We start from the raw sequence: 21,972 nt of genomic DNA, 5'->3' as shown, positions 1-21,972 counted from the left end.
CGCACATTGCGCCCGATCGGCGCGCCGGCCGCGCGCGGCGGCGCACATGACTCACGCGCGGGCATCGAAGGCCCGGATGCACATTGCCGCCGCCAACGCGATGAGCGTCGACAGCGACATCGTCGCGAGCGGCGCATACGCCGCATTGCCGGTGGTCAGGACGGCGCCGGTCAACGACGCGAGCGCGGCGCCGCCGGCGATGGTCGCGGCGCCGGCCAGCCCCGATGCGCTGCCCGCCAGATCCGGCCGTACCGCCATCGCGCCCGCGTGCGCCGCCGGATTCGACAGCCCGTTTCCGACGCCGATCAAGACGCACGGGCCGAACCATGCAAGCGGATGCTTCACGCCGCCGAGCAACAATGCAAGCGCGATCGCCGGCCCCATGCAGGCGAGCGCGCGCCCGCACAGGATCGTCGTCGCAAGCGCATGCCGGTGTGCGCGTCGCGCAGCGACGAAGCTGCCGCATATGAAGCCGGCCGTGACCACACCGATGCACAAGCCGATTTGCACGGGCGGGATACCGAACACCACTTTGGCGGCGAGCGGCGCACCGGCCAGGAACGCATAGAACGCGCCGGTGGAAAACGCCATGCAAAGTGCATAGGCCCAGAACCGACGTGCGCGCAGCAGTGCCGGATACGCGCGCAGCTGTTGCGCGAGCGTCTGGACGTGGGGCGAATGCGTCTCGACGAGATCGGCCGCACACCAGCCGAGCAGCGCAATGCCGGCTGCGGCGAGCAGCCCGAAGCTCGCGCGCCAGCCGACGGTCTGATCGAGCACGCCGCCCAGCGTCGGCCCGATCATCGGCGCGAACGCCGCCGCCATCGCCGCATAGCCGATCCGCCCGGCCGCATGCTCGCCCCCGCCGGTGTCGCGAATCGTCGCCATCGACACCGGGTAGACGGACGTAATCGCGGCCTGCAGCAGACGGCAAGCGAGAAACACGCGAATGTCGGTTGCGAGCGCACAACCGAGAGAGCCGAGCGTGAACGCCCCTACGCTCAGCAGCACGATGGGCCGGCGCCCGAACCGGTCGGACAGCGGCCCCATGACGAACTCCAGCGCTGCGGCGACGGCCGCGTAGCCGGCGACGGAAAGGGCGACCAGCGCGTAGTCGGCGCGCAGTTCGCGCGCGATCGCGGGCAACGACGGCAGAAACAAGCTCAACGGCAGCACCGAGAGCACGCACAGCGCGATCAACGTCGCATATCGCGGCGCCGCGGCGGCCGAAGCATTCGACAGGTCTGGTTGCAAGTGGATGCCCTCCCGCACATGCGCCGTGCGGCCGTGCGCGATGCCAAAAAAAGCCCCCGAGCAAGTCGGGGGCGCATGGGTGCCGGCGCGATGTCGCTACCGGACCCTGCGCCTGTGTACTACTACGAAAAAGATTGCCGCGTTCATTCCGTATGGCTCCGAATGCCCGAATCGCGGGCAGCGATGTCGAACGATGTTAGTTGCTCGACCGCTTGGCGGTCAACGCACTACCGCGCCCGCACCGACACGAATCTGCGCGCGTTGTCGCGCTGGATCAGCACCGCGATCGCGTTGCCGCCGTGCGCTTCCAGCGCCGGCACGTCTTCCGGCGTTTCGAGCAACGTATCGTTGAGTTCGAGCACCACGTCGCCGGGCCGGATGCCGGCGCGCGCAGCCGGCCCGTGCACCGCATCCACCATCATTCCGACGGCGAGCCCGGTCGATCGGCGTTCCGCGTCGCTCAGCGGATGCATCGTCAGTCCGAGCCGATCGCCGCCGTCGGCCGGCCGCGCGGCGGCCACCGTCAGCGCCGTCGCACCGGCGGCGCCGACCGGCCCCGTAGCACCTGGCACGCCTGCCGACGCCGCGTCGTCGATCGCGTCGTCGGCGCCCGTGGCCGCGCCCGTGACCACCAGCGTCTTCGGCACGCGATTGCGGATCGCCCGCAGCGTCGCCTTCCCGCCCGCCGGCAACGCCGCGGCCAGATCGTTCAACTCCGCCGCGCGGCCGATCGGCCGGTCGCCGAACTTCACGATCACGTCGCCCGGCTTCACGCCGGCCAACGCGGCCGGTGAGCCGGGATCGACGGTGTTCACGAGCGCGCCCGCCGCGCGCGGCAACCCGAACGCGGCCGCGAGTCCGACGCCGACATCCTGCACGTCCACACCCAGTGCATTAGCCGATCCATTAGCCGACCCATTGCCCGCCCCATCCCCCGACGCCGCGCGCTGCGCCTGCGCATTGCTGCGCATCTGCGCCTGTACTTGCGCGCGCACCTTCACGGCGAGCGCGATCGGAATCGCGAACGTCGTGCTCGCGTAGCGATCGGCGTCCGTGTAGACCTGCATCGCGATCCCGATCACGTCGCCCGCGCGGTTGAATACCGGGCCGCCGGAGTTGTCGTGGTTCACCGCGATGTCGGTCTGGAAGAACGGAAACGCGCCGCCGTCCGGCAACAGATGCGACGTCGCGCTGACGATGCCGGCCGTGACCGTATTGCCCGCGCCGTCCGGCGCGCCGATCGTCATCACCGGTTCGCCGGCGCGCACCCGCGACGAGTCGCCGAGATGCACGACCGGCAGCTTCGTCGCGTCGACGTGCAGCACCGCGACGTCGCTCTGCGGATCGACGGCCAGCACCGTGCCCTTGAGCATCCGGCGATCGGCCAGGCGCACCGTCACGTCGGTCGCATCGGCCACCACGTGCGCGGACGTCAGGATCAGCCCGTCGGCGCTCACGATGAAACCCGACCCGCTGCCGGCGATCGCGCGCGGCAACGCATCGGAGGGCTGCGCCGGCGTCTGCGCGCGTGGCGCGGCCGGCGGCGGCGCTGCGCGGCGAAAGAATGCGGCGAGCGGATCGTCGGGATCGAGTTCCATGAACGACGGGCCGCCGGATTGCGGCTCCGCCGCGGCCGTCGAGACGGTCACGACGGCCGGCCCGTAGCGATCGACGATCGCGGGGAAATCGACCGGCATCGAATACGGCGGCGCGGCCGTCCTGACCTTCATGCCGGGCGGCGTGCGCGGCGGCGCGACGGTCCCGGCAACGAGCGGCGACGGCGCGCACGACCACGCGAATACGGCGCCGATCAACGCGCCGTGAAGCACGGCGCGAGCAAGCGTCTGGCGAACCACGGTGCACCTCCCCCGGGCGATCGCGGCGCGGAGCCGCGCGGCACGCGCGTACGCCCGACAAGCACCGGTACACGTTCCATTTATAGTCCACGCCGCGTCGCGGACCTACGCATCGAAACCCGGATGCCTACCACGCGCGCCGCGCCGCAACCGCGACAGCGTTCGTTCCGGACAAACTCGCCGGTTCGTCAATCGGCATATTCACCGCACGGTGCACGGCGTGCAGGCAGCCGCGAGTCGATGCCAATTCGGCCAACGCGCCGCGGCACGCCGGCTACCACGCCAACGCGAGAAAGTTGCGCACCACCGGCGACTGCGCGTCGCGTCGCGAGGCGATCGCGAGCCGCGCGCGCAGGCCGTCGTCGGCCACCGGCCGATAGACGACGCCCGCGACCTGCACCTGCGTGATCGCCATCGGCACGATCGACACGCCGAGTCCGGCCGCGACGAGCGTCACCGCCGACGCGATCTGCGGTGCGGGCTGCGCCATGCGCGGCTGGAAGCCGGCGGCATTGCAGGCGGCGACGATGTCGTCGAACAGCGCGCTGCCCGCTTCGCGCGGCACCTGCACGAACGCCTCGTCGGTGAGTTCGGCAAGCTCGATCCGACGGCGCCGCGCGAGCCGATGCGCGACCGGCAGCGCGACGAACATCGGCTCCTCGTCCCAGTCCGCGGCGTGCAGCGTATCGGCGATGCGGCGCTCCGGACGCACGATCCCGACGTCGAGCCGGCCAGCTTCGAGCGCGTCGAACAGCACGCCGGAGGTCGCCTCCAGCAGCGTCAGCTCGGTATCCGGAAACGCCTCGCGAAAGCGGCGGATCAGGTCGGCGACTTTCGAATTGAACGCCGCCGTCCCGGTGAAGCCGACGCGCAGCTGCCCGATTTCGCCGCGTGCCGCCCGCTTCGCCGCACGGGCAGCACGCTCGGCGTCGTCGAGCACGCGCCGCGCCTCTTCCGCGAACACCTCGCCGGCAACGGTGAGTTCGGCGCCGCGCGCGGTTCGCTTGAACAGCTCGACGCCGAGTTCGTCCTCGAGCGCCCTGATCTGCTGGCTCAGCGGCGGCTGGCCGATGCCCAGCGCCTGCGCGGCCTTCGTGAAGTTCGACGCGGCGGCGACGGCCAGAAAGTAGCGGAGATGCCTGAGTTCCATGCGCAATGCGATCGACGGTGGACGGGAAGATGCAGCCGCAACGAGCGGCCGCAGCCAGATGCAAAACATATCGCTACGGTTTATTTCATATATTGGACATATGTTTGACCATGCGCAAGAATGGCCGCCTCCCCCAGCCCATTCAGTGCATCTCATGCCTTCTTCTACGAACCCGCCGGCGGCGGCGCGCGGCGCGACCATCGCGCCCGATGTGCTGCCGGCCGGCGTGTCGCCGCGCTCGGCCGCCTACCTGCGCATCGCGCTGGCGCTCTTTCTGGCCGGCTTTGCGACGTTCTCGCTGCTCTACTGCGTGCAGCCGCTGCTGCCCGCGTTCGTGCGCGAATTCCACGTCGGCGCGGCGTCGAGTTCGCTGTCGCTGTCGCTGTCGACCGGCATGCTGGCCGTGTCGATCCTGTGCGCGGGCGCGCTGTCGGAGCGCGTCGGCCGGCGCGGGCCGATGTTCGCGTCGATGACGCTCGCCGCGCTGTTCAACCTGCTGGCCGCCGTTGCGCCGAGCTGGCACCTGCTGCTGGTGTGGCGCGCGCTCGAAGGCTTCGCGCTCGGCGGCGTGCCGGCCGTCGCGATGGCGTATCTCGCCGAGGAGATCGCGCCCGAAGGGCTCGGCCTGTCGATGGGGCTGTACGTCGGCGGCACCGCGTTCGGCGGCATGATCGGCCGGATCGGGATGAGCGCGCTCGAAGAGTACTTCTCGTGGCGCACCGCGATGCTGACGATCGGCGTCGTCGATCTCGCCGCCGCCATCGCGTTCGTCGTGCTGCTGCCGCCGTCGCGCCGCTTCGTGAAACGCACCGACCTGAAGCTGCGGCATCACCTGCAGCTATGGAGCGCGCAGCTGCGTCATCCGCGCCTGCCGTTCGTGTTCGCGATCGGCTTCCTGGTGATGGGCGCGTTCGTGACCGTGTACAACTACGTCGGCTTCCGGCTGATCGCGCCGCCGTTCAACCTGAGCGCAACCGCGTGCGGGCTGATCTTCACGGCGTACCTGTTCGGCATGGTGTCGTCGTCGAGCGCGGGCGCGCTCGCCGATCGCGTCGGGCGTGCGCCCGTTCTCGTCAGCGGCATTCTCGTCTTCGCAGCGGGCCTCGCGCTGACGCTGTCGCCGTCGCTCGTGGCGATCATCGTCGGGATCGTGCTCATCACGATCGGCTTCTTCGTCGCGCATGCGGTCGCGAGCGGCTGGGTCGGGCATCTCGCCGGGGCGTCGAAGGGGCATGCGGCGTCGCTGTACCTGCTCGCCTATTACGTCGGATCGAGCGTGCTCGGCTCGGTCGGCGGCACGTTCTGGCAACACGGCGCGTGGGGCGCGGTCGTCGCGTATGTGGCGGTTCTGCTGCTGTTGGGCCTGGCCGCCGCGCGCCGGATCGTGCGCGCGGAACCGGCGCGCTGAGTGTCGGGCGCTGTCGAAACGCACGGGTCCGCTGCAGCGTGCGCACGACATGCCGGCGCTGCGCGGCGCATCGCACGTCTTGTAGGCGGCAACGGCCGATAGCCTCGGCACCATACGCTCACCGAGCGCCGGCTCCCCGCTCATCGTCTGCATACGCAACCGGCTCGCTGCGCGGCGCTTGCGCGATACGCTGCGCGATCGTCGACAACGTCTGCAGCATCGGTGCGAACGCATCGGCCGACGTATTGCCGAAGCCGAGCACGAGCCCGTTGTCGGCCGGCGCCGTAGCGATCGAAAAACCCGACAGCGGAAACGGCCCGATCCCGTGCTCGCGCGCCGCCGCGACGATCGCGCGGTCGGGATAGCGCGCCGGCAGCCGCAGCGTCAGATGCAATCCGCACGGGCCGCCCTCGACCTCGTGCGGCACGCTGAACGCGTCGCCGAGCGCGGCGAGCAGCAGCCGGCGCCGATCGCGATACAGCCGGCGCATCCGTCCGAGATGCCGTCCGTATTCGCCGGTCTCGATGAAGTCGGCCAGCGCGAGCTGCACGTGGCGCGTGCCGCCGCGCAGCATTTCGGGCAGCACGGCGCGCACGGCTGCGAGCAACGCGTCGGGCAGCACGAGGAAGCCGATCCGCAGCGCCGGGAACATCGTCTTGCTGAACGAGCCGAGATAGACGACCGGCGAATCGGCCGCGAGCCCGTGCAACGCGCCTATCGGCTCGCCGGTATGGCGAAACTCGCTGTCGTAATCGTCCTCGATGATCCACGCGCGATGCCGGCGTGCCGCCTCGAGCAGCGCGAGGCGGCGCGAGATCGACAGTACCGCGCCGGTCGGGAACTGGTTCGACGGCGTCGTGTAGACGAGCCGCGGCGTGCGTTCGGCCCAGTCGGCATCGTCCGCGCGCAACCCCTCCGCGTCGACCGGCATCGGCACGACATCGAGATCCGCCGCCTGCATCGCGCTGCGCGCGCCGCGATAGCCGGGCTCCTCGACCCACACCGTATCGCCGGGATTCGTCAGCAGTTGCGCGCACAACGCGATCGCGCCCTGCGCGCCCTCGGTGATCACGATCTGCTCGGGAGCGCAGCGCACGCCGCGCGTCACGGCCAGGTGTCGCGCGATCGATTCGCGCAGCGTGCGCTCGCCGAGCGGATCGCCGTACGCCAGCAGCTCGTGACCGGTGCGGCGCAGCGCGCGGTCGATCGCATGCCGCCATGCGTCCACCGGAAAGTGCGACAACGCGGGCACGCCCGGCCGGAAAAATTCGGACTCGCCGCTGCCGATCAGGCTCGGGCGGATCCGGCCGAGCCGCTGCGCGACGGCCGGCGGCGCCGCGGGCCGGCGCGGCGCGGCCGGCCGCGACAGGCCGACCACCCGCGTGCCGCGCCGATCCGACTGCAGGAAGCCCTCGGCGACGAGCTGCTCGTACACGGCCGCCGTCGTGTTGCGCGACACGCCGAGCGTATCGGCCAGCGCGCGCGTGCCGGGCAGCCGCGTGCCGGCCGGCATCGCGCCGCCGAGAATCGCATCGCGCACGCGGCGCAGCAGCTGGCGCTGCAACGACGGCGCGCCGGCCGTGCGGGCGAGCGGCGCGTCGAGCGGCAACGCGGGCGCGTCGTGGGAAGGAATGTCGGTCGTCATCGAATCTCGCGGCATCGGGGTATCGCGGTGCGCACCACGCGAGGCGGCACGCGTGGCACCATAAATTTGCATGAGTCTGGCGCTTTTCATGGTACCTCGGCGCGACTACGATCGTCTGCATGCCGGCAAGCCGCCGGCCGCCAACCGCCAACCGACGCGAGATCGATCTTGTCCACGCCCACCAACGATTTGCAGCAACCCATCGGCCGTCCCGTTCCCGACTGGTCCGCGCGCCCGCGCCCGGAGCGCATCGTGCTCGAAGGCCGCTACTGCCGGCTCGAACCGCTCGATGCCGAGCGCCATGCCGCCGAGCTGTACGCCGCGTATGCACAAGCGCCCGACGCCGGCGACTGGACCTATCTCGCACACGGGCCGTACGCCGACGAGTCGAGCTTCCGCGACTACCTGCGCGGCGCGGCGGCGAGCGCCGATCCGCTGCACTACACGGTGATCGACCGCGCGACGAACCGCGCGGTCGGCACGCTCGCGCTGATGCGCATCGATCCGGCCAACGGCGTGATCGAGGTCGGCTCGGTCACGTTCTCGCCGCTGCTCAAGCGCACGCCGGTATCGACCGACGCGCAATACCTGCTGATGAAGTACGCGTTCGACACGCTCGGCTACCGCCGCTACGAATGGAAGTGCGACGCGCTCAACGCGCCGTCGCGCAAGGCCGCGGCACGGCTCGGCTTCCGCTACGAAGGCACGTTCCGGCAGGCGATCGTCTACAAGGGCCGCAATCGCGACACCACATGGTTCTCGATCGTCGACGGCGAGTGGCCCGACGTGCGCGCCGCGTTCGAAGCGTGGCTCGCGCCCGCGAACTTCGACGCCGACGGCGTGCAGCGCGAATCGCTCGTCGCGATCCGCGAGCGGCAAGCCCGTGCGCGCGACGCGGCCGAGCGCGGGAGCCGCGCGACGCACGTCACGGTGCGCCCGCTCGCCGCCGCCGACGAAGCCGCGTGGCGGCCGCTGTGGGACGGCTATCGACAGTTCTACCGGTCGCCGGCGAGCGACGCGATGACCGCGACGACGTGGGCGCGGCTGCTGGACCCGGCCGAACCGATGTTCGTCCTCGGCGCGTTCGACGCGGCGGGCAAGCTGGTCGGCATCGTGCATGCGATCTACCACCGCTCGTGCTGGACCGACGGGCCGTACTGCTATCTGCAGGATCTGTTCACGGCGGCCGACGCGCGCGGGCAAGGCGCGGGCAGCGCGCTGATCGAGGCCGTGTACGAGCGGGCCCGCGAAGCCGGCGCGAGCCGCGTGTACTGGCTCACGCACGAAACCAACACCTCGGCGCGCGCGCTGTACGACAAGCTCGCGCACGACGCGGGATTCATCCAGTACCGGAAAGATCTCGGCTGACGGTGCGGCGCAGCCGCGACGTGGATCACGCTGCGACTGTGTGATGGGGCGGCGCGTTTTGGCCGCTGGCGGCGGCGTGCGTTGAGGGCTTGTGGCGGTGGTCGCCGGCTGGCGCTTGGTATACGGCGCTCGGCTCCCCCTCGCGCCCCGGCGCAGAACGCTCGTGCCACCGCCCACGCCAACAGCAACGAGCACGTACCGCGTCTCGCATTCCGTCTCAAATGCGTGAGACGACCGTCGCGTCGTCTCATCCGCACGGTGCCGTCGCAATTGCAGCAAATCCGGCGCCGGTTTCGCGTGCCATCGGCGCCATGTCGACGCAGCGCGGCGTGCTGCATTGCACATCGACAGCCCTGCCGCATCGCCGCGCAGCCTTCCTCATCCCGCTGGCCCCATTCCTGCATATCGGACGTTCGCGCAATCGCGCGACGGACGCACCGGCACCCTGCCGCGCGCCCGACGACAATCTGACGGAGACAGCAACGTGAGTACACCGGCACCGCATACCGCCCCCAGCATGAAAGCCGCCGTCTGGCACGGCCGCAACGACATCCGCGTCGAGGAGGTTCCCGTCCCCGGACAGCCGCCGGCCGGCTGGGTCCAGATCCGCGTGCACTGGTGCGGGATCTGCGGCTCCGACCTGCACGAGTACGTCGCCGGGCCGGTGTTCATCCCCGTCGACGCGCCGCACCCGCTCACGGGCCTGAAAGGCCAGTGCATCCTCGGGCACGAATTCAGCGGCGAAATCGCGGCGCTCGGCGCGGGCGTGACCGGCTTCGCGCTCGGCGAGCGCGTGACGGCCGACGCGTGCCAGCATTGCGGCACCTGCTGGTATTGCCGGCACGGGATGTACAACATCTGCGAGAACCTCGCGTTCACCGGGCTGATGAACAACGGCGCGTTCGCCGAGTACGTGAACGTGCCGGCCGAACTGCTGTACAAGCTGCCCGACAATTTTCCGACGGAGGCCGGGGCGCTGATCGAGCCGCTCGCGGTCGGGATGCACGCGGTGAAGAAGGCCGGCAACATCGTCGGGCAGACCGTCGTCGTGGTCGGCGCCGGCACGATCGGCCTGTGCACCATCATGTGCGCGAAGGCCGCGGGCGCCGGACGCGTGATCGCGCTGGAAATGTCGGCCGCGCGCAAGCAGAAGGCGCTCGAAGTGGGCGCGACGGTCGTGATCGACCCGAAGGCGTCCGACGCGATCGCCGAGGTCAAGGCGCTGACGGGCGGCTACGGCGCCGACGTGTCGTTCGAATGCATCGGCCACACGGCCACCGCGAAGCTCGCGATCGACGTGATCCGCAAGGCCGGCAAGTCGGTGATGGTCGGCATCTTCGAGGAGCCGACGTCGTTCAACTTCTTCGACATCGTGTCGACCGAGAAGGAAGTGATCGGCTCGCTCGCGTACAACGGCGAATTCGCGGACGTGATCCGCTTCATCGCGGACGGTCGCATCGACGTGCAGCCGCTCATCACCGGACGCATCGCGCTCGGCGACATCGTCGCGCGCGGCTTCGAGGAGCTGGTCAACCACAAGGACCGCAACGTGAAAATCATCGTCCAGCCCGTGGCAGCCTGACGGACGCTCGAGGCGGTTGGGGCGCGGGGCGCGGGTGCCGCGCTCCGATGGGCGCTGGATGGCGAATGACGGGCAACGCGCAGCGAGCCGCGGGCGATGGGTGATGGGCGACCGGCCATTCGCAGTTCGCGTTGGGCGTTGGGCGTTGGGCGTTGGGCGTTCGGCGTTCGGCGTTCGGCGTTCGGCGTTCGGCGTTCGGCGTTCGGCGTTCGGCATTCGGCATTCGGCATTCGGCATTCGGCATTCGGCATTCGGCATTCGGCATTCGGCATTCGGCATTCGGCGTTCGGCAGTTCGCCGTTCGCCGTTCGCGCTACGCGTTGGGCGCTCGGCGGTAGGTCGCGGCGGGCAAGCCGCCATCGACTTAGCGGGCAGTTGGCCGCTGCGCCCTGAGCCGCCGCCGCGCCAGCCGCCCCCAATGCATCGCCCGCTGCCTTGCCTGCCTTCAGAGCCGCCCCTGCGCCCCACACCCCACGCACGGGGTCCGACTTCGATATACTCGAAACGCCTTCACAGCCGCGCGCCCGCCGCGCCCCGCTCCCGTGAAACCACGCGCCGGCCTGCTCCTCGAACTCGTCGTCAATCTGCTGCTGCCCTGGGTCGCCTACCGGGTCGCGCATCCACATTTCGGGGAAACCGGCGCTCTCTACGCGTCGGCGGTTCCGCCGATCGTCTGGTCCGTCGTCGAATTCGTCCGCTCCCGCCGCGTCGATGCGGTGGCCGCGATCGTGCTGCTCGGCATCGCGCTGTCGCTCATCGGCATGGCGCTCGGCGGCGACGCGCGCACGCTGCTGATGCGCGAATCGCTCGCGTCCGGCTCGATCGGCGTCGTGTTCCTGTTGTCGCTGTTTCGCGACCGGCCGCTGATCTTCTATCTCGCGCGTGCCACCGTCGCACGCGAAATGGCCGGCGGCGCCGAGCGCTTCGAGACGGTCTGGGCCGAGCAACCGTACCTGCGCCGCATGCTGCGGCTGATGACGTTCGTGTGGGGCACCTGCATGACGCTCGAGATGCTGCTGCGCCTATGGATGGTGATGACGTGGCCCGTCGAGCGCGTGCTGGTCGTGTCGCCGATCATGGGCTACACGGTGTTCGGCACGCTGCTGCTGTGGACGTTCTGGTATCGGCGGCGCATCCGCGAGCGCAACAGCGTCGACATCCCGACCCGCGACGGCCTCACCGAAACCGCGGGCCGCTGAGCGCTCGCGCCGCGACGCTGCGGCGCAGCATCGCGACTTCGCTGAGGTATGATGCGCGGCGTCCCGTTCGCCCGTTGCATCGCCCCATGTCCCTCTCGCTGCTCCCGCTCGCCACGATCTGGCTCGCGCTGTTCACGGCCGCCGCACTCGCCTGGCTGCGCCCGCTGCACGGCACCAGCGTCGCCGTCGCCGGGTTCGGTTATGCGCTCGCGCTCGCATTCGGCAAGCTGGCGCCGATCGCGCTCGCGCCCCTCGCGCTGCTGGCCGCCGCCGCGTGGGGTGTCGCGCCGCGCCGGCCGCTCGCCGTGCGGATCGCCGCGCACCTCGTGTTCGCGGCGCTCGCGATCGCGCTGAGCCTGCACCTGATACCGGGCTTCCACAACCCGCGCGTGATCGCGCCGACGCGCTTCACGCCGGATGCCGTGCCGTTCACGATGTACCTGAATTTCGACAAGCCGCTGGTCGGCCTGTGGCTGCTGTGGACGCTGCCGTGGGTGGCGCCCGAGGTGCCCCTCCGGCGCGCGCTGCGCGTCGGCGCGATGGCGGCCGTCGGTACGGCAGCCGCTTGCCTCGTCGGCGCGCTCGCGTTCGGGATGGTCGGCTGGGCGCCGAAATGGCCGGCCTCGGGCTGGCTCTGGCTGGTCAACAACGTGCTGCTCGTGACGCTCGCCGAAGAGGCGCTGTTCCGCGGCTACGTGCAAGGCGGGCTGACCCGCGCGCTCGGCCGCTTCCGCTGGGGGCCGTGGGCCGCGCTGGCCGTTGGCGCACTGCTGTTCGGCGCCGCGCACGCGGCGGGCGGCTGGCCGTGGATCGCGCTCGGCACGCTCGCCGGCGTCGGCTACGGGCTTGCATGGCGACGCGGCGGCCTCGTCGCCGCCGCGCTCGCGCATGCCGGGCTGAACGCGATTCACTTCGGGCTGTTCACCTACCCGATGCTCGCCGCCGCGCACTGAACGCCGAACCGCGCGGCGGCGCCGCGCCACTCCGGCTCAGGCGACGGCTCAGTTGAAGCCGGCCACCGCGTGCGGCACGTACGGACCTTCGAGCGCCGCGATCTCGTCGTCCTTCAGCTTCAGTTGCAGCGCGCCGAGCGCATCGTCGAGATGATGCGGCTTCGAGATCCCGACGATCGGCGCGGTCACGCCGCGCTTGTGCGCGACCCACGCAAGCGCGACCTGCGCCCGCGGCACGTTCCGCGCGGCCGCGATCGCCGCGACGGCTTCGACCACCGCGCGATCGGCGTCGGCCGTCGCGTCATAGAGGCGCTGGCCAACCGCGTCGCTCTGCTGCCGGCCGGACGTCTCGCTCCAATCGCGCGTCAGGCGGCCGCGCGCGAGCGGGCTCCACGGGATCACCGCGATGCCTTCGGCCTCGCACAGCGGCAGCATTTCCCGCTCCTCCTCGCGATACAGCAGGTTCAGGTGATTCTGCATGCTGACGAAGCGCGTCCAGCCATGCTGCTTCGACGTGTACAGCGCCTTCGCGAACTGCCACGCGTACATCGACGACGCGCCGATGTAGCGCGCCTTGCCCGCCTTCACGACGTCGTGCAGCGCCTCGAGTGTCTCCTCGATCGGCGTGGCGTCGTCCCAGCGATGGATCTGGTACAGGTCGACGTAGTCGGTGCCGAGCCGCTTCAGGCTCTGGTCGATGTCGGTCATGATCGCCTTGCGCGACAGGCCCGCGCCGTTCGGCCCCGGCCGCATCCGGTAGAACACCTTGGTCGCGATCACGACGTCGTCGCGCTTCGCGAAGTCGCGCAGCGCGCGGCCGACGATCTCCTCCGACGTGCCGTCCGAATACATGTTCGCGGTATCGAAGAAGTTGATGCCGGCCTCGATCGCGCGCCGGATGATCGGGCGGCTGTCCGCCTCCGGCAGCGTCCACGGATGCGTGCCGCGCGACGGCTGGCCGAACGTCATGCAGCCCAGCACCAGCTTCGACACGTCCAGCCCGGTCGATCCGAATTTCACGTATTGCATCGCACGCCTCGTCGTTGAAGTGGAATGGCGGCCGTACGCGCATCGCGCGCCGGCCGGACGCTGGATGGTATCCCGTCGCGCGCGAACGCGCCGGCGCACGGCGGCGCCGCCGCACCACGCGGGGCCGACGCCGCGCCGGCCGATGCGGCCCACGACGAAGCGGCTTACTTGATCTGGTCGGCGAGCGGCTGGAGGAACTCGGAGAAGCCGGTCAGCATGATCTGCACGCCGATGCACAGCAGCAGAAACGCCGACACGCGCTTCGCGACCTTGGTGCCTTCGGTGCCGAGATAGCGCGCGAGCAGCGCGGCGCGGCTGTAGGTCAGCCAGATCACGACCGCAACCAGCACGGACACCGTGATCGACACGATGCTCGACAGCATGAATTCAGACAGCTTGTGCGTGCGGTTCGCGTTCAGCGCGATCGCGGTGGCGATCGAACCGGGACCGACGGTCAGCGGCACGGTGAGCGGGAAGAATGCGCGCGTCATGATTGCGCTCGCATCGATCGGCTTGATCGGCGTGTCGCCGCCGCCGGCCGGGCCGTCCGGCTCGTTGAGCATCTGCCAGCCGGCGACGGCGACCGCGAAGCCGCCGCCGATGCGCAGCGCTTCCATCGAGATCCCGAAGAAATGCAGCACCGGCGTGCCGGCGAAGAACGCGACCAGCAGCACGATGAACGCGTTGAACGCCACCTTCTGCGCGAGCAGGTTGCGCTCATGTTCGGTCAGCGCCTCGGTGCGCTCGAGGAACAGGAAGGCGATGCCGATCGGATTGATGATGCCGATCAGGCCGGTGAAGCCGAACAGGATCTCGGAAACAAGACGGTTGACGATCATCGGGGAAATCAACGGACAGGGCTGGGCCGGCGGCGTGCCGGGGGTCACGCATTGTAGAGCAAGCGCCCGCGCGCGCGCCGCAAATCGTGCGGCGCCGCAGCCGGCCCGCGCCGCCTTATTCGACGCCCGGCTCCCACGCCGGCGGCCGCTTCGCAAAGAACGCGGCGAACCCCTCCTTCGCTTCGGCCGTCGCGCGCACGCGCGAGATCGTCTGCGCGGTGAATGCCGCGCGCTCGGCCGACGGCGGGTATTCGCCGATCGCATCGAAAAAGCGCTTGATCTCCATCAGCGCGTTCGGCCCGTTGCGGCTCAGCTCGGCGAGCGTGCGCTCGAGCGCCGCATCGAGCGCATCGAGCGGCACGGCCTGATGGATCAGCCCGATCGCGACGGCTTCGCTCGCGCCGAGCTGCGTCGCGGTCAGCGCGAGCCGGCGCGCCTGGCGCTGGCCGACCGCCTCGACCAGATACGGGCCGATCACCGCCGGCAGGATGCCGAAGCGCGCCTCGCTCACCGAGAAGCGCGCCTGATCGCTCGCGATCACGATGTCGCAGGCCGCGCACAGGCCCACGCCGCCGCCGAACGCGTGGCCCTGCACGCGCGCGACGGTCGGCTTCGCGCACTGCCGGATCGCACGCATCATCGCCGCGAAGCGCTCGGCGTCGCGCAGGTTCGCGGCCGCATCGTTCGCGCTCGCGCGCTGCATCCACTGCAGGTCAGCGCCCGCGCAGAACGCGCGGCCGTCCGCGCGCAGCACGATCGCGCGCACGTCGTCGCGCGCGCCGAGCGTCGTGTAGGCGTCGGTCAGCTCGGCGATCATCGTCTCGTCGAACGCGTTGAGCACATCGCCGCGCCGCAGCGCGACGGTCGCAATGCCGCGCGCGTCGACCGCGACGGCCAAAGTCTTCAATCCATCCATCGAACGGGTTTCCTTGGGGTAGAACGGGTGACGGTCGGATTCACGCCGCCTGACGGCGGTCGATCACGCGCCGCGCCTTGCCGGTCGCGGTCGTCGGAATCCCGCCCGCCGCGAGCACGGTCACGCCGGCCGATACGCCGATCATCGTCTTGATCCGGTGCTGCAGCTCGCGCGCGATCGCCGCGCGATCGCCGTCGGTCATCCCGGCCGCGGCTTCGGAGCGCAGCTCGACCGCCAGCTCGAGCCGATCCATGTGGCCGTCGCGCGACAGCGTGACCTGGAATTGTCCGGACAGCTGGGCCTGCGCGACGACGATCTCCTCGATCTGGCTCGGGAACACGTTGACGCCCCGCACGATCAGCATGTCGTCGGAGCGGCCGGTGATCTTCGCGAGCCGGCGCATCGCGCGCGCGGTGGGCGGCAGCAGCGCCGTGAGGTCGCGCGTGCGGTAGCGGATCACCGGCATCGCCTCCTTCGTCAGCGACGTGAACACGAGCTCGCCCGCGCTGCCGTCCGGCAACACTTCGCCGGTCGCCGGATCGATGATCTCCGGATAGAAATGGTCCTCCCAGATCACCGGGCCGTCCTTCGTCTCGACGCACTCGCACGCGACGCCCGGCCCCATCACTTCCGACAGCCCATAGATGTCGAGCGCGTCGATGCCTGCGCGCGTCTCGACTTCGTCGCGCAGCGCCTGCGTCCACGGCTCCGCGCCGAAGATGCCGATCTTCAGCGACGAGTCGGCCGGGTCCATCCCCTGCCGCACCATCTCGTCGATCAGGTTCAGCATGTACGACGGCGTGACGAGGATGATCTTCGGCTCGAAATCGCGGATCAGCTGCACCTGCTTCTCGGTCTGCCCGCCCGACATCGGCACGACCATGCAGCCGAGCCGCTCCGCGCCGTAGTGAATGCCGAGGCCGCCGGTGAAGAGCCCGTAGCCGAACGCGTTGTGCAGCGTGTCGCCCGGCCGGCCGCCGGCCGCGCGGATCGAGCGCGCCGTCACGTTCGCCCACGTGTCGATGTCGCGCGCGGTGTAGCCGACCACGGTCGGCTTGCCGGTCGTGCCGCTCGACGCATGCACGCGCACGACCTGCTCGCGCGGCACCGCGAACAGGCCGAACGGGTAGTTGTCGCGCAGGTCGTTCTTGGTCGTGAACGGGAACTTCGCGAGATCGGCGAGCGTGTGCAGGTCGTCCGGGTGCACGCCCGCCGCGTCGAACGTCCGGCGATAGTGTGCAACGTTGTCGTACGCGTGGCGCAGCGACCACTTGAGGCGCTCGAGCTGCAGCGCCTGGAGTTCGTCGCGGCTGGCGGTCTCGATCGGCTCGAGCGCGGCGGCGGGATGCGTCGGGTGAGTCATGGGGTGCTCCTCCAGTGGAGTGATGTCGTTGTCGTGATCGAGGGGATGCGGGCGGCGGCTAACGGAACGTGCGGCCGGCCGCGTGCAGGGCGGCGATGCGCGGCGACACGCGATAGCGGTCCTCGCCGTAGCTCGTCGCGAGATGGGACAGCACGCGATGCACGCGGCCGATGCCGATCGCATCGGCCCACGTGAGCGGGCCGCACGGGTAGTTCACGCCCTTTTCCATGGCGAGATCGAGATCGGCGGGCGAGCACACGCCCTGATTGACGGTGTCGGCCGCCTCGTTCGCGAGCATCGCGACGGTGCGCATCGCGACCATGCCGGGCACGTCGCCGACGCCCACGACGCGGAACCCCGCCTGCTGGAACAGGCCGACCGCATCGGCGTAAGCGGCGTCGCTGCACTGGAGCGCGCGCGTGAGCGCGACCAGGCCGGCCCGAGCGTAGTCGCGCGCAAGATCGACAAGCACCAGATCGGCCACGCCGGTTTGCGCGGCGCGCAGCGTCGCGGTACGGCCGTCGGTCAGCGCGATGGATGCGCGGCCGGCCACCGCGATCAGCTCGTCGGCGTGTGCGCCGTTCTGCCGCGCGTTCGGGATGCGCTCGGCAAAGCGCGCGTGGAGCGCCACAGCCGGGCCTTCCTGCTCGAACAGCACGACGTCGGCCGGTGCGACGCAAGGCGATTCGAACTCGGGCGCCGGCGGCGGCGCGTCGGGCGCGTACGAGTAGAAGCCGCGCCCCGACTTGCGGCCGAGAAAGCCGGCGTTCACGAGTTCCTGCTGAATCAACGACGGCGTGTAGCGCGGATCGTTGAAGTACGCGCGGAACACCGACTCGGTCACCGCGAAGTTCACGTCGTGACCGATCAGGTCCATCAGCTCGAACGGCCCCATCCGGAAGCCGCCGGCGTCGCGCATCACGGCGTCGATCGACGCCGGCGTGCCGCCCTGCTCGTTCAGCACGCGCAGCGCCTCCGCGTAATAAGGGCGCGCGACGCGGTTCACGATGAATCCCGGCGTCGATTTCGCCATCACCGGCCGCTTGCCCCACGCGGCGGCCGTGTCGTACAGCAGCTGTGCGACCTCCGCGGCCGTCGCGAGCCCGCTGACCACCTCGACGAGTGCCATCAACGGCGCCGGATTGAAGAAGTGCAGGCCGGCCACGCGCTGTGGCGCGCGCAGGCCGGCTGCGATCGACGTGATCGAGATCGACGACGTGTTGGTGGCGAGCACGCAGCGCTCGTCGACATGGCGTTCGAGCGTCGCGAAGATCTCGCGCTTCACGTCGAGCCGCTCGGCCGCCGCCTCGACGATCAGCGCGGCGCCGGCGAACTCGGCCAGCGCGCGCACCGCGCGGATGCGGCAGCCGGCCGCGTCCGCCTGCGCCGGCTCGAGGCGGCCTTTCTCCGCAAGCCTCACGAACTGCGCACGAATGCCGGCGAGCGCCTTGTCGCACGCGGCCTCGTCGAGGTCGTACAGCAGCACGGTATGACCGGCCGCCGCCGCGACCTGCGCGATGCCCGCACCCATCGCACCTGCGCCGATCACGCCGACGAGCGCCGATGGCGCCAGCGCGCCCGAGTTCACCGAATGTGCAGAAGAAACAGCCATCGCTTGCGATCCGTCATAAAAGTGGAAGTGCGAGCGATTATAAACCGACCGGTCGGTAGATTTATGTCAGGGCCAGCCCGAATTCGTTGGGCAATGCCGCTTTACGGAAACTGCAGGAAAGGAATCATGCGGCAACGGGACGCTTTATCGAACGAAAATTCACTAAATCTCTGGAAAATCGCGCAGTAGACCTTCAACGTGTGATAAAATCCGACAAATTGCAGCATCCTGGGGAACCGCGCGCAGCCGCCTCTCGTCGCCGTGGCGGCGTTCGGGTCGGTCGTCGGCCGGTCTGACTGTCGGCCCGTGCATCCCGTCATCGGTACCCGATCGCATCAACCCGCTTCATCCAGCGACGGGCTTCGGCCCGCCCGCACCCCTCGCCGCCCCGCTGCGGCAGACCCGACGCAGCACGGCTTCGTGTTGTCATCCGTTGAGCTTCATCGTCATCGTTCGGCGCATCACCCGGCCGGGCTTCGTCAACCCGTGACGGCGCGTGTCGCGCCGCCGCTCGCATAGGAAACCGTTCATGCCGATTTCGTCCAATCAGCTGCCGCGCTGGACCCTCTGGGCTCCGCTCGCCGCATGGCTCGTCCTCGCGCTGTCGCGCGCCGTGCCGGCCGAAGGCCTCGTCATCGCGGTGTTCGCGGCCGCGCTCGCCGGCGCCGTGTTCGCCGCGGTCCATCACGCCGAAGTCGTCGCGCACCGCGTCGGCGAACCGTTCGGCACGCTCGTGCTCGCGGTCGCCGTGACCGTCATCGAAGTCGCGCTGATCGTGTCGGTGATGCTCGGCGCCGGCCCGGAAAAGTCGGGCCTCGCGCGCGACACCGTGTTCGCCGCCGTGATGATCATCTGCAACGGCATCGTCGGGCTGTGCCTGCTGGTCGGTGCGTGGAAGCACGGCGAGCAGGATTTCCAGGGCCGCGGCGCGAGCAAGGCGCTGGCGGTGCTCGCCTCTCTGTCGGTCCTGTCGCTCGTGATGCCGAACTACCTGAACGCGGCGCCCGGCCCGCAGTTCTCGAATTCGCAGCTCGCGTTCGCGGGCGTGTCGTCGCTCGTGCTGTACGGCGTGTTCGTGTTCGTGCAGACGGTTCGCCATCGCGACTACTTTCTCGCCAGTCACGACAGTGCGAACGAATCGATCCACGCGACGCCGCCCAGCGCACGCACCGCGGCAGTCAGCATGCTGCTGCTGTTCGCGAGCCTCGTCGCCGTGGTGCTGCTCGCGAAGCTGCTGTCGCCCGCCGTCGAGCACGCGGTGATGAAGCTCGGCGCGCCGGAGGCCGCCGTGGGCATCGTGATCGCCGCGCTCGTGCTGCTGCCCGAAGGGCTCGCGGCCGTCACCGCCGCGCGGGCAAACCGGCTCCAGACCAGCATGAACCTCGCGCTCGGCTCGGCGCTCGCCAGCATCGGGCTGACGATTCCGACCGTCGCCGCCGTGTTCATCTGGGTCGGACATCCGCTCACGCTCGGCATCGGCCCGATGGAAACCGTGCTGCTGGCGCTCACGCTGCTCGTCAGCACGCTCACGCTGAGCCAGGGACGCACGACCGTCCTGCACGGCGTCGTGCATCTGTCGCTGTTCGCCGCGTACCTGTTCCTGTCGGTCACGCACTGAGCGGCGGGCCGCCCGGCGCAACGGCGGCGCAACCGCCGCGCTGCGCCGGGCCCGCGGTGCGCTCGCCGCTTCAGCCCGCCGGGCTAGACGCCGTCGGCCGCGCCTTCGGTCAGGAACTGCCCGACCATCGCGTTGAACACCGGCAGCGCCGGATTGTCGTTGTCCGCGCGCCACGCGAGATACAGCTCCGCCGCCACGTCGACGCCGGCCACCGGCCGGAACACGACCCCATCGACGTGCAGCTCGCGCGCCGACGCCGGCACGAGCGCCGCGCCGAGCCCGGCGCGCACCAGGCCGAGTATCGTGTGCGTCTGCCCGACGTAATGCAGGTAGTTCGGCAGGCGTCCGGCACCGGCGAACATCCCCGAAATCATGTCGTGGAAGTACTTCCCTTCGTTCGGCGAGTAGGCGATGAACGGCTGGCGGTCGAGTTCGTCCGGGCCGATCCGCTCATGCGCGGCCAGCGGCGAGCCCTGCGCCACCGCGACGAGCATCGGCTCGCGCTGCACGAGCCGGTATTCGAGCGGATGACGCGCGGCGCGCTGGCGCACGAAACCCGCATCGAGCATGCGCGACGCGAGCGCGTCGATCTGCACGGTCGACACCATTTCGCGCAGCTCGACATCGACGTCCGGTAGCGCGTGGGCGGCGTGTGCGAGCAGCGCCGGAATCATCCGGTATGCACTGACGGCCGTGAAGCCGAGCGTGATCCGCCCCTCACGGCCGTGCGCGACGCGCTGCGCGGCCTGTTCGGCCCGCGCGGAAAATTCGAGGATGTGGCGGGCGTCGCGCAGAAAGCGCTCGCCGGCTGCCGTGAGCCTCACCTGCCGGCTGCTGCGTTCGAGCAGCGCGATGCCCAGCGCGTGTTCGAGCAGCTGGATCTGCCGGCTGAGCGGCGGTTGCGTGATGAAGAGCCGCCGGGCCGCGCGGCCGAAATGCAGCTCCTCGGCCACCGCGACGAAGCAGCGAAGCTGGTTCAGTTCAATCATTCGCGTCCTGAATCGATCGATAGCGCATCGATGTTAGACCGATATCGATTCGATTCCCATCCGCAGCGGACGCGATGCGCGGCGTGCGGCAGCTTCGAGCGGATTGGCGTCACGCCGCTTGAAGCGCGGAAAGTGCAGGCAGCGCCGCCCGGCGTGCCCGCACGGCGGGCGTCACGCGCTCTGGCGGGCAGCCGGCATCTGCGCGAGCGTGAGCCGGTCGAGTTCGCGCAGGTCGTTCTCCAGCGCCGGCGTGAGCGTCGTGCGCAGATGGTCGAGGAACGTGCGGATCTTCGCGTCGAGATAGCGGCGTGTCGCGTACACCGCGTAGACGCTCACCGTCTGCAGCCGGTATTCCGGCAGCACGCGGATCAGCCGCCCTTCCCGGATGTCGTCGAGCACCGTGTACAGCGCCACGCAGGCGATGCCGCGCGACGCGCGCACGGCCACGCACAGCGCGTCCGGCACGTTGACCTGGAACGGCGCGGGCTGCAGCTCGTAGACCGTCTCCTCGCCGTCGCTGCGCTCGAGCCGCCACTCGCTCGCCGGCGACGCGGGCGTATCGAGGCGCAGGCAGACGTGGTTCGGCAGGTCGTCGGGCGTCTGCGGCGTGCCGTGACGCGCCAGATACTCGCGCGACGCGACCAGCACGCTGCAGCTGGTGCCGCAGGTTTGCGCGACGTAGCCGGAGTCGGGCAGCTGCGACGCCGTCACGATCGACACGTCGTAGCCTTCCTCGACGAGGTTCGGCATCCTCTGCGCGAGCGTCAGCTCGACCGACACGTCCGGGTTGTCCTCCTGATAGCGCACGATCGACGACACGACGTGACTCTGCCCGAGCCCCGTCATCGCGTGAATGCGCATCTTGCCGCTCGGCCGCAGCAGCGCGTTGCGCGCTTCGGCATTCGCATAGTCGAACTCGGCCAGGATCGACTTCGCACGCTCGAAGTAGCGCTCGCCGCTTTCGGTGAGGCCGAGATGGCGCGTCGTGCGATGCAGCAGACGCGTCTGCACGTGCGCTTCGAGGTTCGAAACCGCGCGCGACACCTGCGCGGTGGTCGCATCGATTTCTTTCGCGACCGCGGTGAAACTGCCGGCTTCGACGACGCGCACGAACAGGCGCATGTTTTCGAGCATGTCCATTGAATTGGCTTTGGGAGTGTCGGTGAGGAAACGTCGGCAGCGCTCGCGTCA

General features: G+C 70.0%; 18 protein-coding genes. 7 read left to right on the top strand and 11 right to left on the bottom strand.

Annotated features, from left to right (window positions below; translation table 11 throughout):
• Window positions 1-51: 51 nt before the first annotated feature.
• The 3 genes from MYA_RS20020 to MYA_RS20010 all read right to left on the bottom strand — a co-directional run bounded on the left by MYA_RS20020 (window position 52) and on the right by MYA_RS20010 (window position 4,260).
• Window positions 52-1,254 (bottom strand): MFS transporter, encoded by a 1,203-nt coding sequence (locus MYA_RS20020; protein WP_014724804.1) that lies wholly within the window; start codon window positions 1,252-1,254, stop codon window positions 52-54.
• A 227-nt stretch (window positions 1,255-1,481) separates the two neighbouring features.
• A complete protein-coding gene (locus MYA_RS20015; protein ID WP_014724803.1) occupies window positions 1,482-3,110 on the bottom strand; it encodes a trypsin-like peptidase domain-containing protein in 1,629 nt (542 codons plus the stop codon).
• Window positions 3,111-3,384: 274 nt separating this feature from the next.
• Window positions 3,385-4,260: a LysR family transcriptional regulator gene (locus tag MYA_RS20010; RefSeq protein WP_041494119.1), complete on the bottom strand. Its 876-nt coding sequence runs from the start codon at window positions 4,258-4,260 to the stop codon at window positions 3,385-3,387.
• Between the two features lie 154 nt (window positions 4,261-4,414).
• Between MYA_RS20010 and MYA_RS20005 the strand changes: the two genes are divergently transcribed.
• Complete coding sequence (locus MYA_RS20005; protein WP_014724801.1) at window positions 4,415-5,668, top strand: MFS transporter; 1,254 nt, start codon at window positions 4,415-4,417, stop codon at window positions 5,666-5,668.
• A 118-nt stretch (window positions 5,669-5,786) separates the two neighbouring features.
• Here MYA_RS20005 and pdxR read toward each other — a convergent pair whose 3' ends face one another.
• Entirely contained in the window at window positions 5,787-7,313 is a 1,527-nt protein-coding gene (gene pdxR, locus MYA_RS20000) for a MocR-like pyridoxine biosynthesis transcription factor PdxR (RefSeq protein WP_041494280.1), read from the bottom strand.
• Between the two features lie 168 nt (window positions 7,314-7,481).
• On the opposite strand from pdxR, the gene MYA_RS19995 reads away from it, so the two are divergent.
• From MYA_RS19995 to MYA_RS19975, 5 genes are all read left to right on the top strand, one after another.
• Window positions 7,482-8,681 (top strand): GNAT family N-acetyltransferase, encoded by a 1,200-nt coding sequence (locus MYA_RS19995; RefSeq protein WP_041494118.1) that lies wholly within the window; start codon window positions 7,482-7,484, stop codon window positions 8,679-8,681.
• Between the two features lie 221 nt (window positions 8,682-8,902).
• Window positions 8,903-9,169 (top strand): hypothetical protein, encoded by a 267-nt coding sequence (locus MYA_RS31740; protein WP_155624686.1) that lies wholly within the window; start codon window positions 8,903-8,905, stop codon window positions 9,167-9,169.
• A 29-nt stretch (window positions 9,170-9,198) separates the two neighbouring features.
• Entirely contained in the window at window positions 9,199-10,263 is a 1,065-nt protein-coding gene (locus MYA_RS19990) for a 2,3-butanediol dehydrogenase (protein ID WP_041494117.1), read from the top strand.
• A gap of 542 nt (window positions 10,264-10,805) precedes the next feature.
• On the top strand, window positions 10,806-11,462 hold the full coding sequence (locus tag MYA_RS19980; RefSeq protein ID WP_011882339.1) for a VC0807 family protein: 657 nt from the start codon (window positions 10,806-10,808) through the stop codon (window positions 11,460-11,462).
• 86 nt (window positions 11,463-11,548) lie between these two features.
• Complete coding sequence (locus MYA_RS19975; RefSeq protein WP_014724797.1) at window positions 11,549-12,415, top strand: CPBP family intramembrane glutamic endopeptidase; 867 nt, start codon at window positions 11,549-11,551, stop codon at window positions 12,413-12,415.
• Between the two features lie 48 nt (window positions 12,416-12,463).
• Here the strand turns inward: MYA_RS19975 and MYA_RS19970 are convergent, their stop codons facing one another.
• The 5 genes from MYA_RS19970 to MYA_RS19950 form a co-directional block, all read right to left on the bottom strand.
• Window positions 12,464-13,444, bottom strand: coding sequence for an aldo/keto reductase (locus MYA_RS19970; protein ID WP_041494116.1), 981 nt, complete (start codon window positions 13,442-13,444; stop codon window positions 12,464-12,466).
• Window positions 13,445-13,608: 164 nt separating this feature from the next.
• A complete protein-coding gene (locus MYA_RS19965; protein ID WP_011882342.1) occupies window positions 13,609-14,283 on the bottom strand; it encodes a MarC family protein in 675 nt (224 codons plus the stop codon).
• 115 nt (window positions 14,284-14,398) lie between these two features.
• Window positions 14,399-15,199, bottom strand: a complete 801-nt coding sequence (locus MYA_RS19960) for an enoyl-CoA hydratase-related protein (protein ID WP_014724795.1) — start codon at window positions 15,197-15,199, stop codon at window positions 14,399-14,401.
• Window positions 15,200-15,239: 40 nt separating this feature from the next.
• A complete protein-coding gene (paaK, locus tag MYA_RS19955) occupies window positions 15,240-16,562 on the bottom strand; it encodes a phenylacetate--CoA ligase PaaK (protein WP_011882344.1) in 1,323 nt (440 codons plus the stop codon).
• Window positions 16,563-16,620: 58 nt separating this feature from the next.
• Window positions 16,621-18,174, bottom strand: a complete 1,554-nt coding sequence (locus MYA_RS19950) for a 3-hydroxyacyl-CoA dehydrogenase (protein ID WP_014724794.1) — start codon at window positions 18,172-18,174, stop codon at window positions 16,621-16,623.
• Window positions 18,175-18,703: 529 nt separating this feature from the next.
• Between MYA_RS19950 and MYA_RS19945 the strand changes: the two genes are divergently transcribed.
• On the top strand, window positions 18,704-19,792 hold the full coding sequence (locus MYA_RS19945; protein ID WP_011882346.1) for a calcium:proton antiporter: 1,089 nt from the start codon (window positions 18,704-18,706) through the stop codon (window positions 19,790-19,792).
• An 83-nt stretch (window positions 19,793-19,875) separates the two neighbouring features.
• On the opposite strand, the gene MYA_RS19940 is transcribed toward MYA_RS19945, so the two are convergent.
• On the bottom strand, window positions 19,876-20,781 hold the full coding sequence (locus tag MYA_RS19940) for a LysR substrate-binding domain-containing protein (protein ID WP_014724790.1): 906 nt from the start codon (window positions 20,779-20,781) through the stop codon (window positions 19,876-19,878).
• A gap of 171 nt (window positions 20,782-20,952) precedes the next feature.
• The gene (locus tag MYA_RS19935; protein WP_011882348.1) at window positions 20,953-21,921 is read right to left on the bottom strand and encodes a LysR family transcriptional regulator; all 969 of its coding nucleotides are present in this window, start codon (window positions 21,919-21,921) and stop codon (window positions 20,953-20,955) included.
• Window positions 21,922-21,972: the final 51 nt, after the last annotated feature.

Source organism: Burkholderia sp. KJ006 (assembly GCF_000262695.1).
GTDB classification, from domain to species: Bacteria; Pseudomonadota; Gammaproteobacteria; order Burkholderiales; family Burkholderiaceae; genus Burkholderia; species Burkholderia vietnamiensis.
Note: the sequence above shows the minus strand (reverse complement) of the source record. Positions and strands in the feature narration are given on the sequence as shown.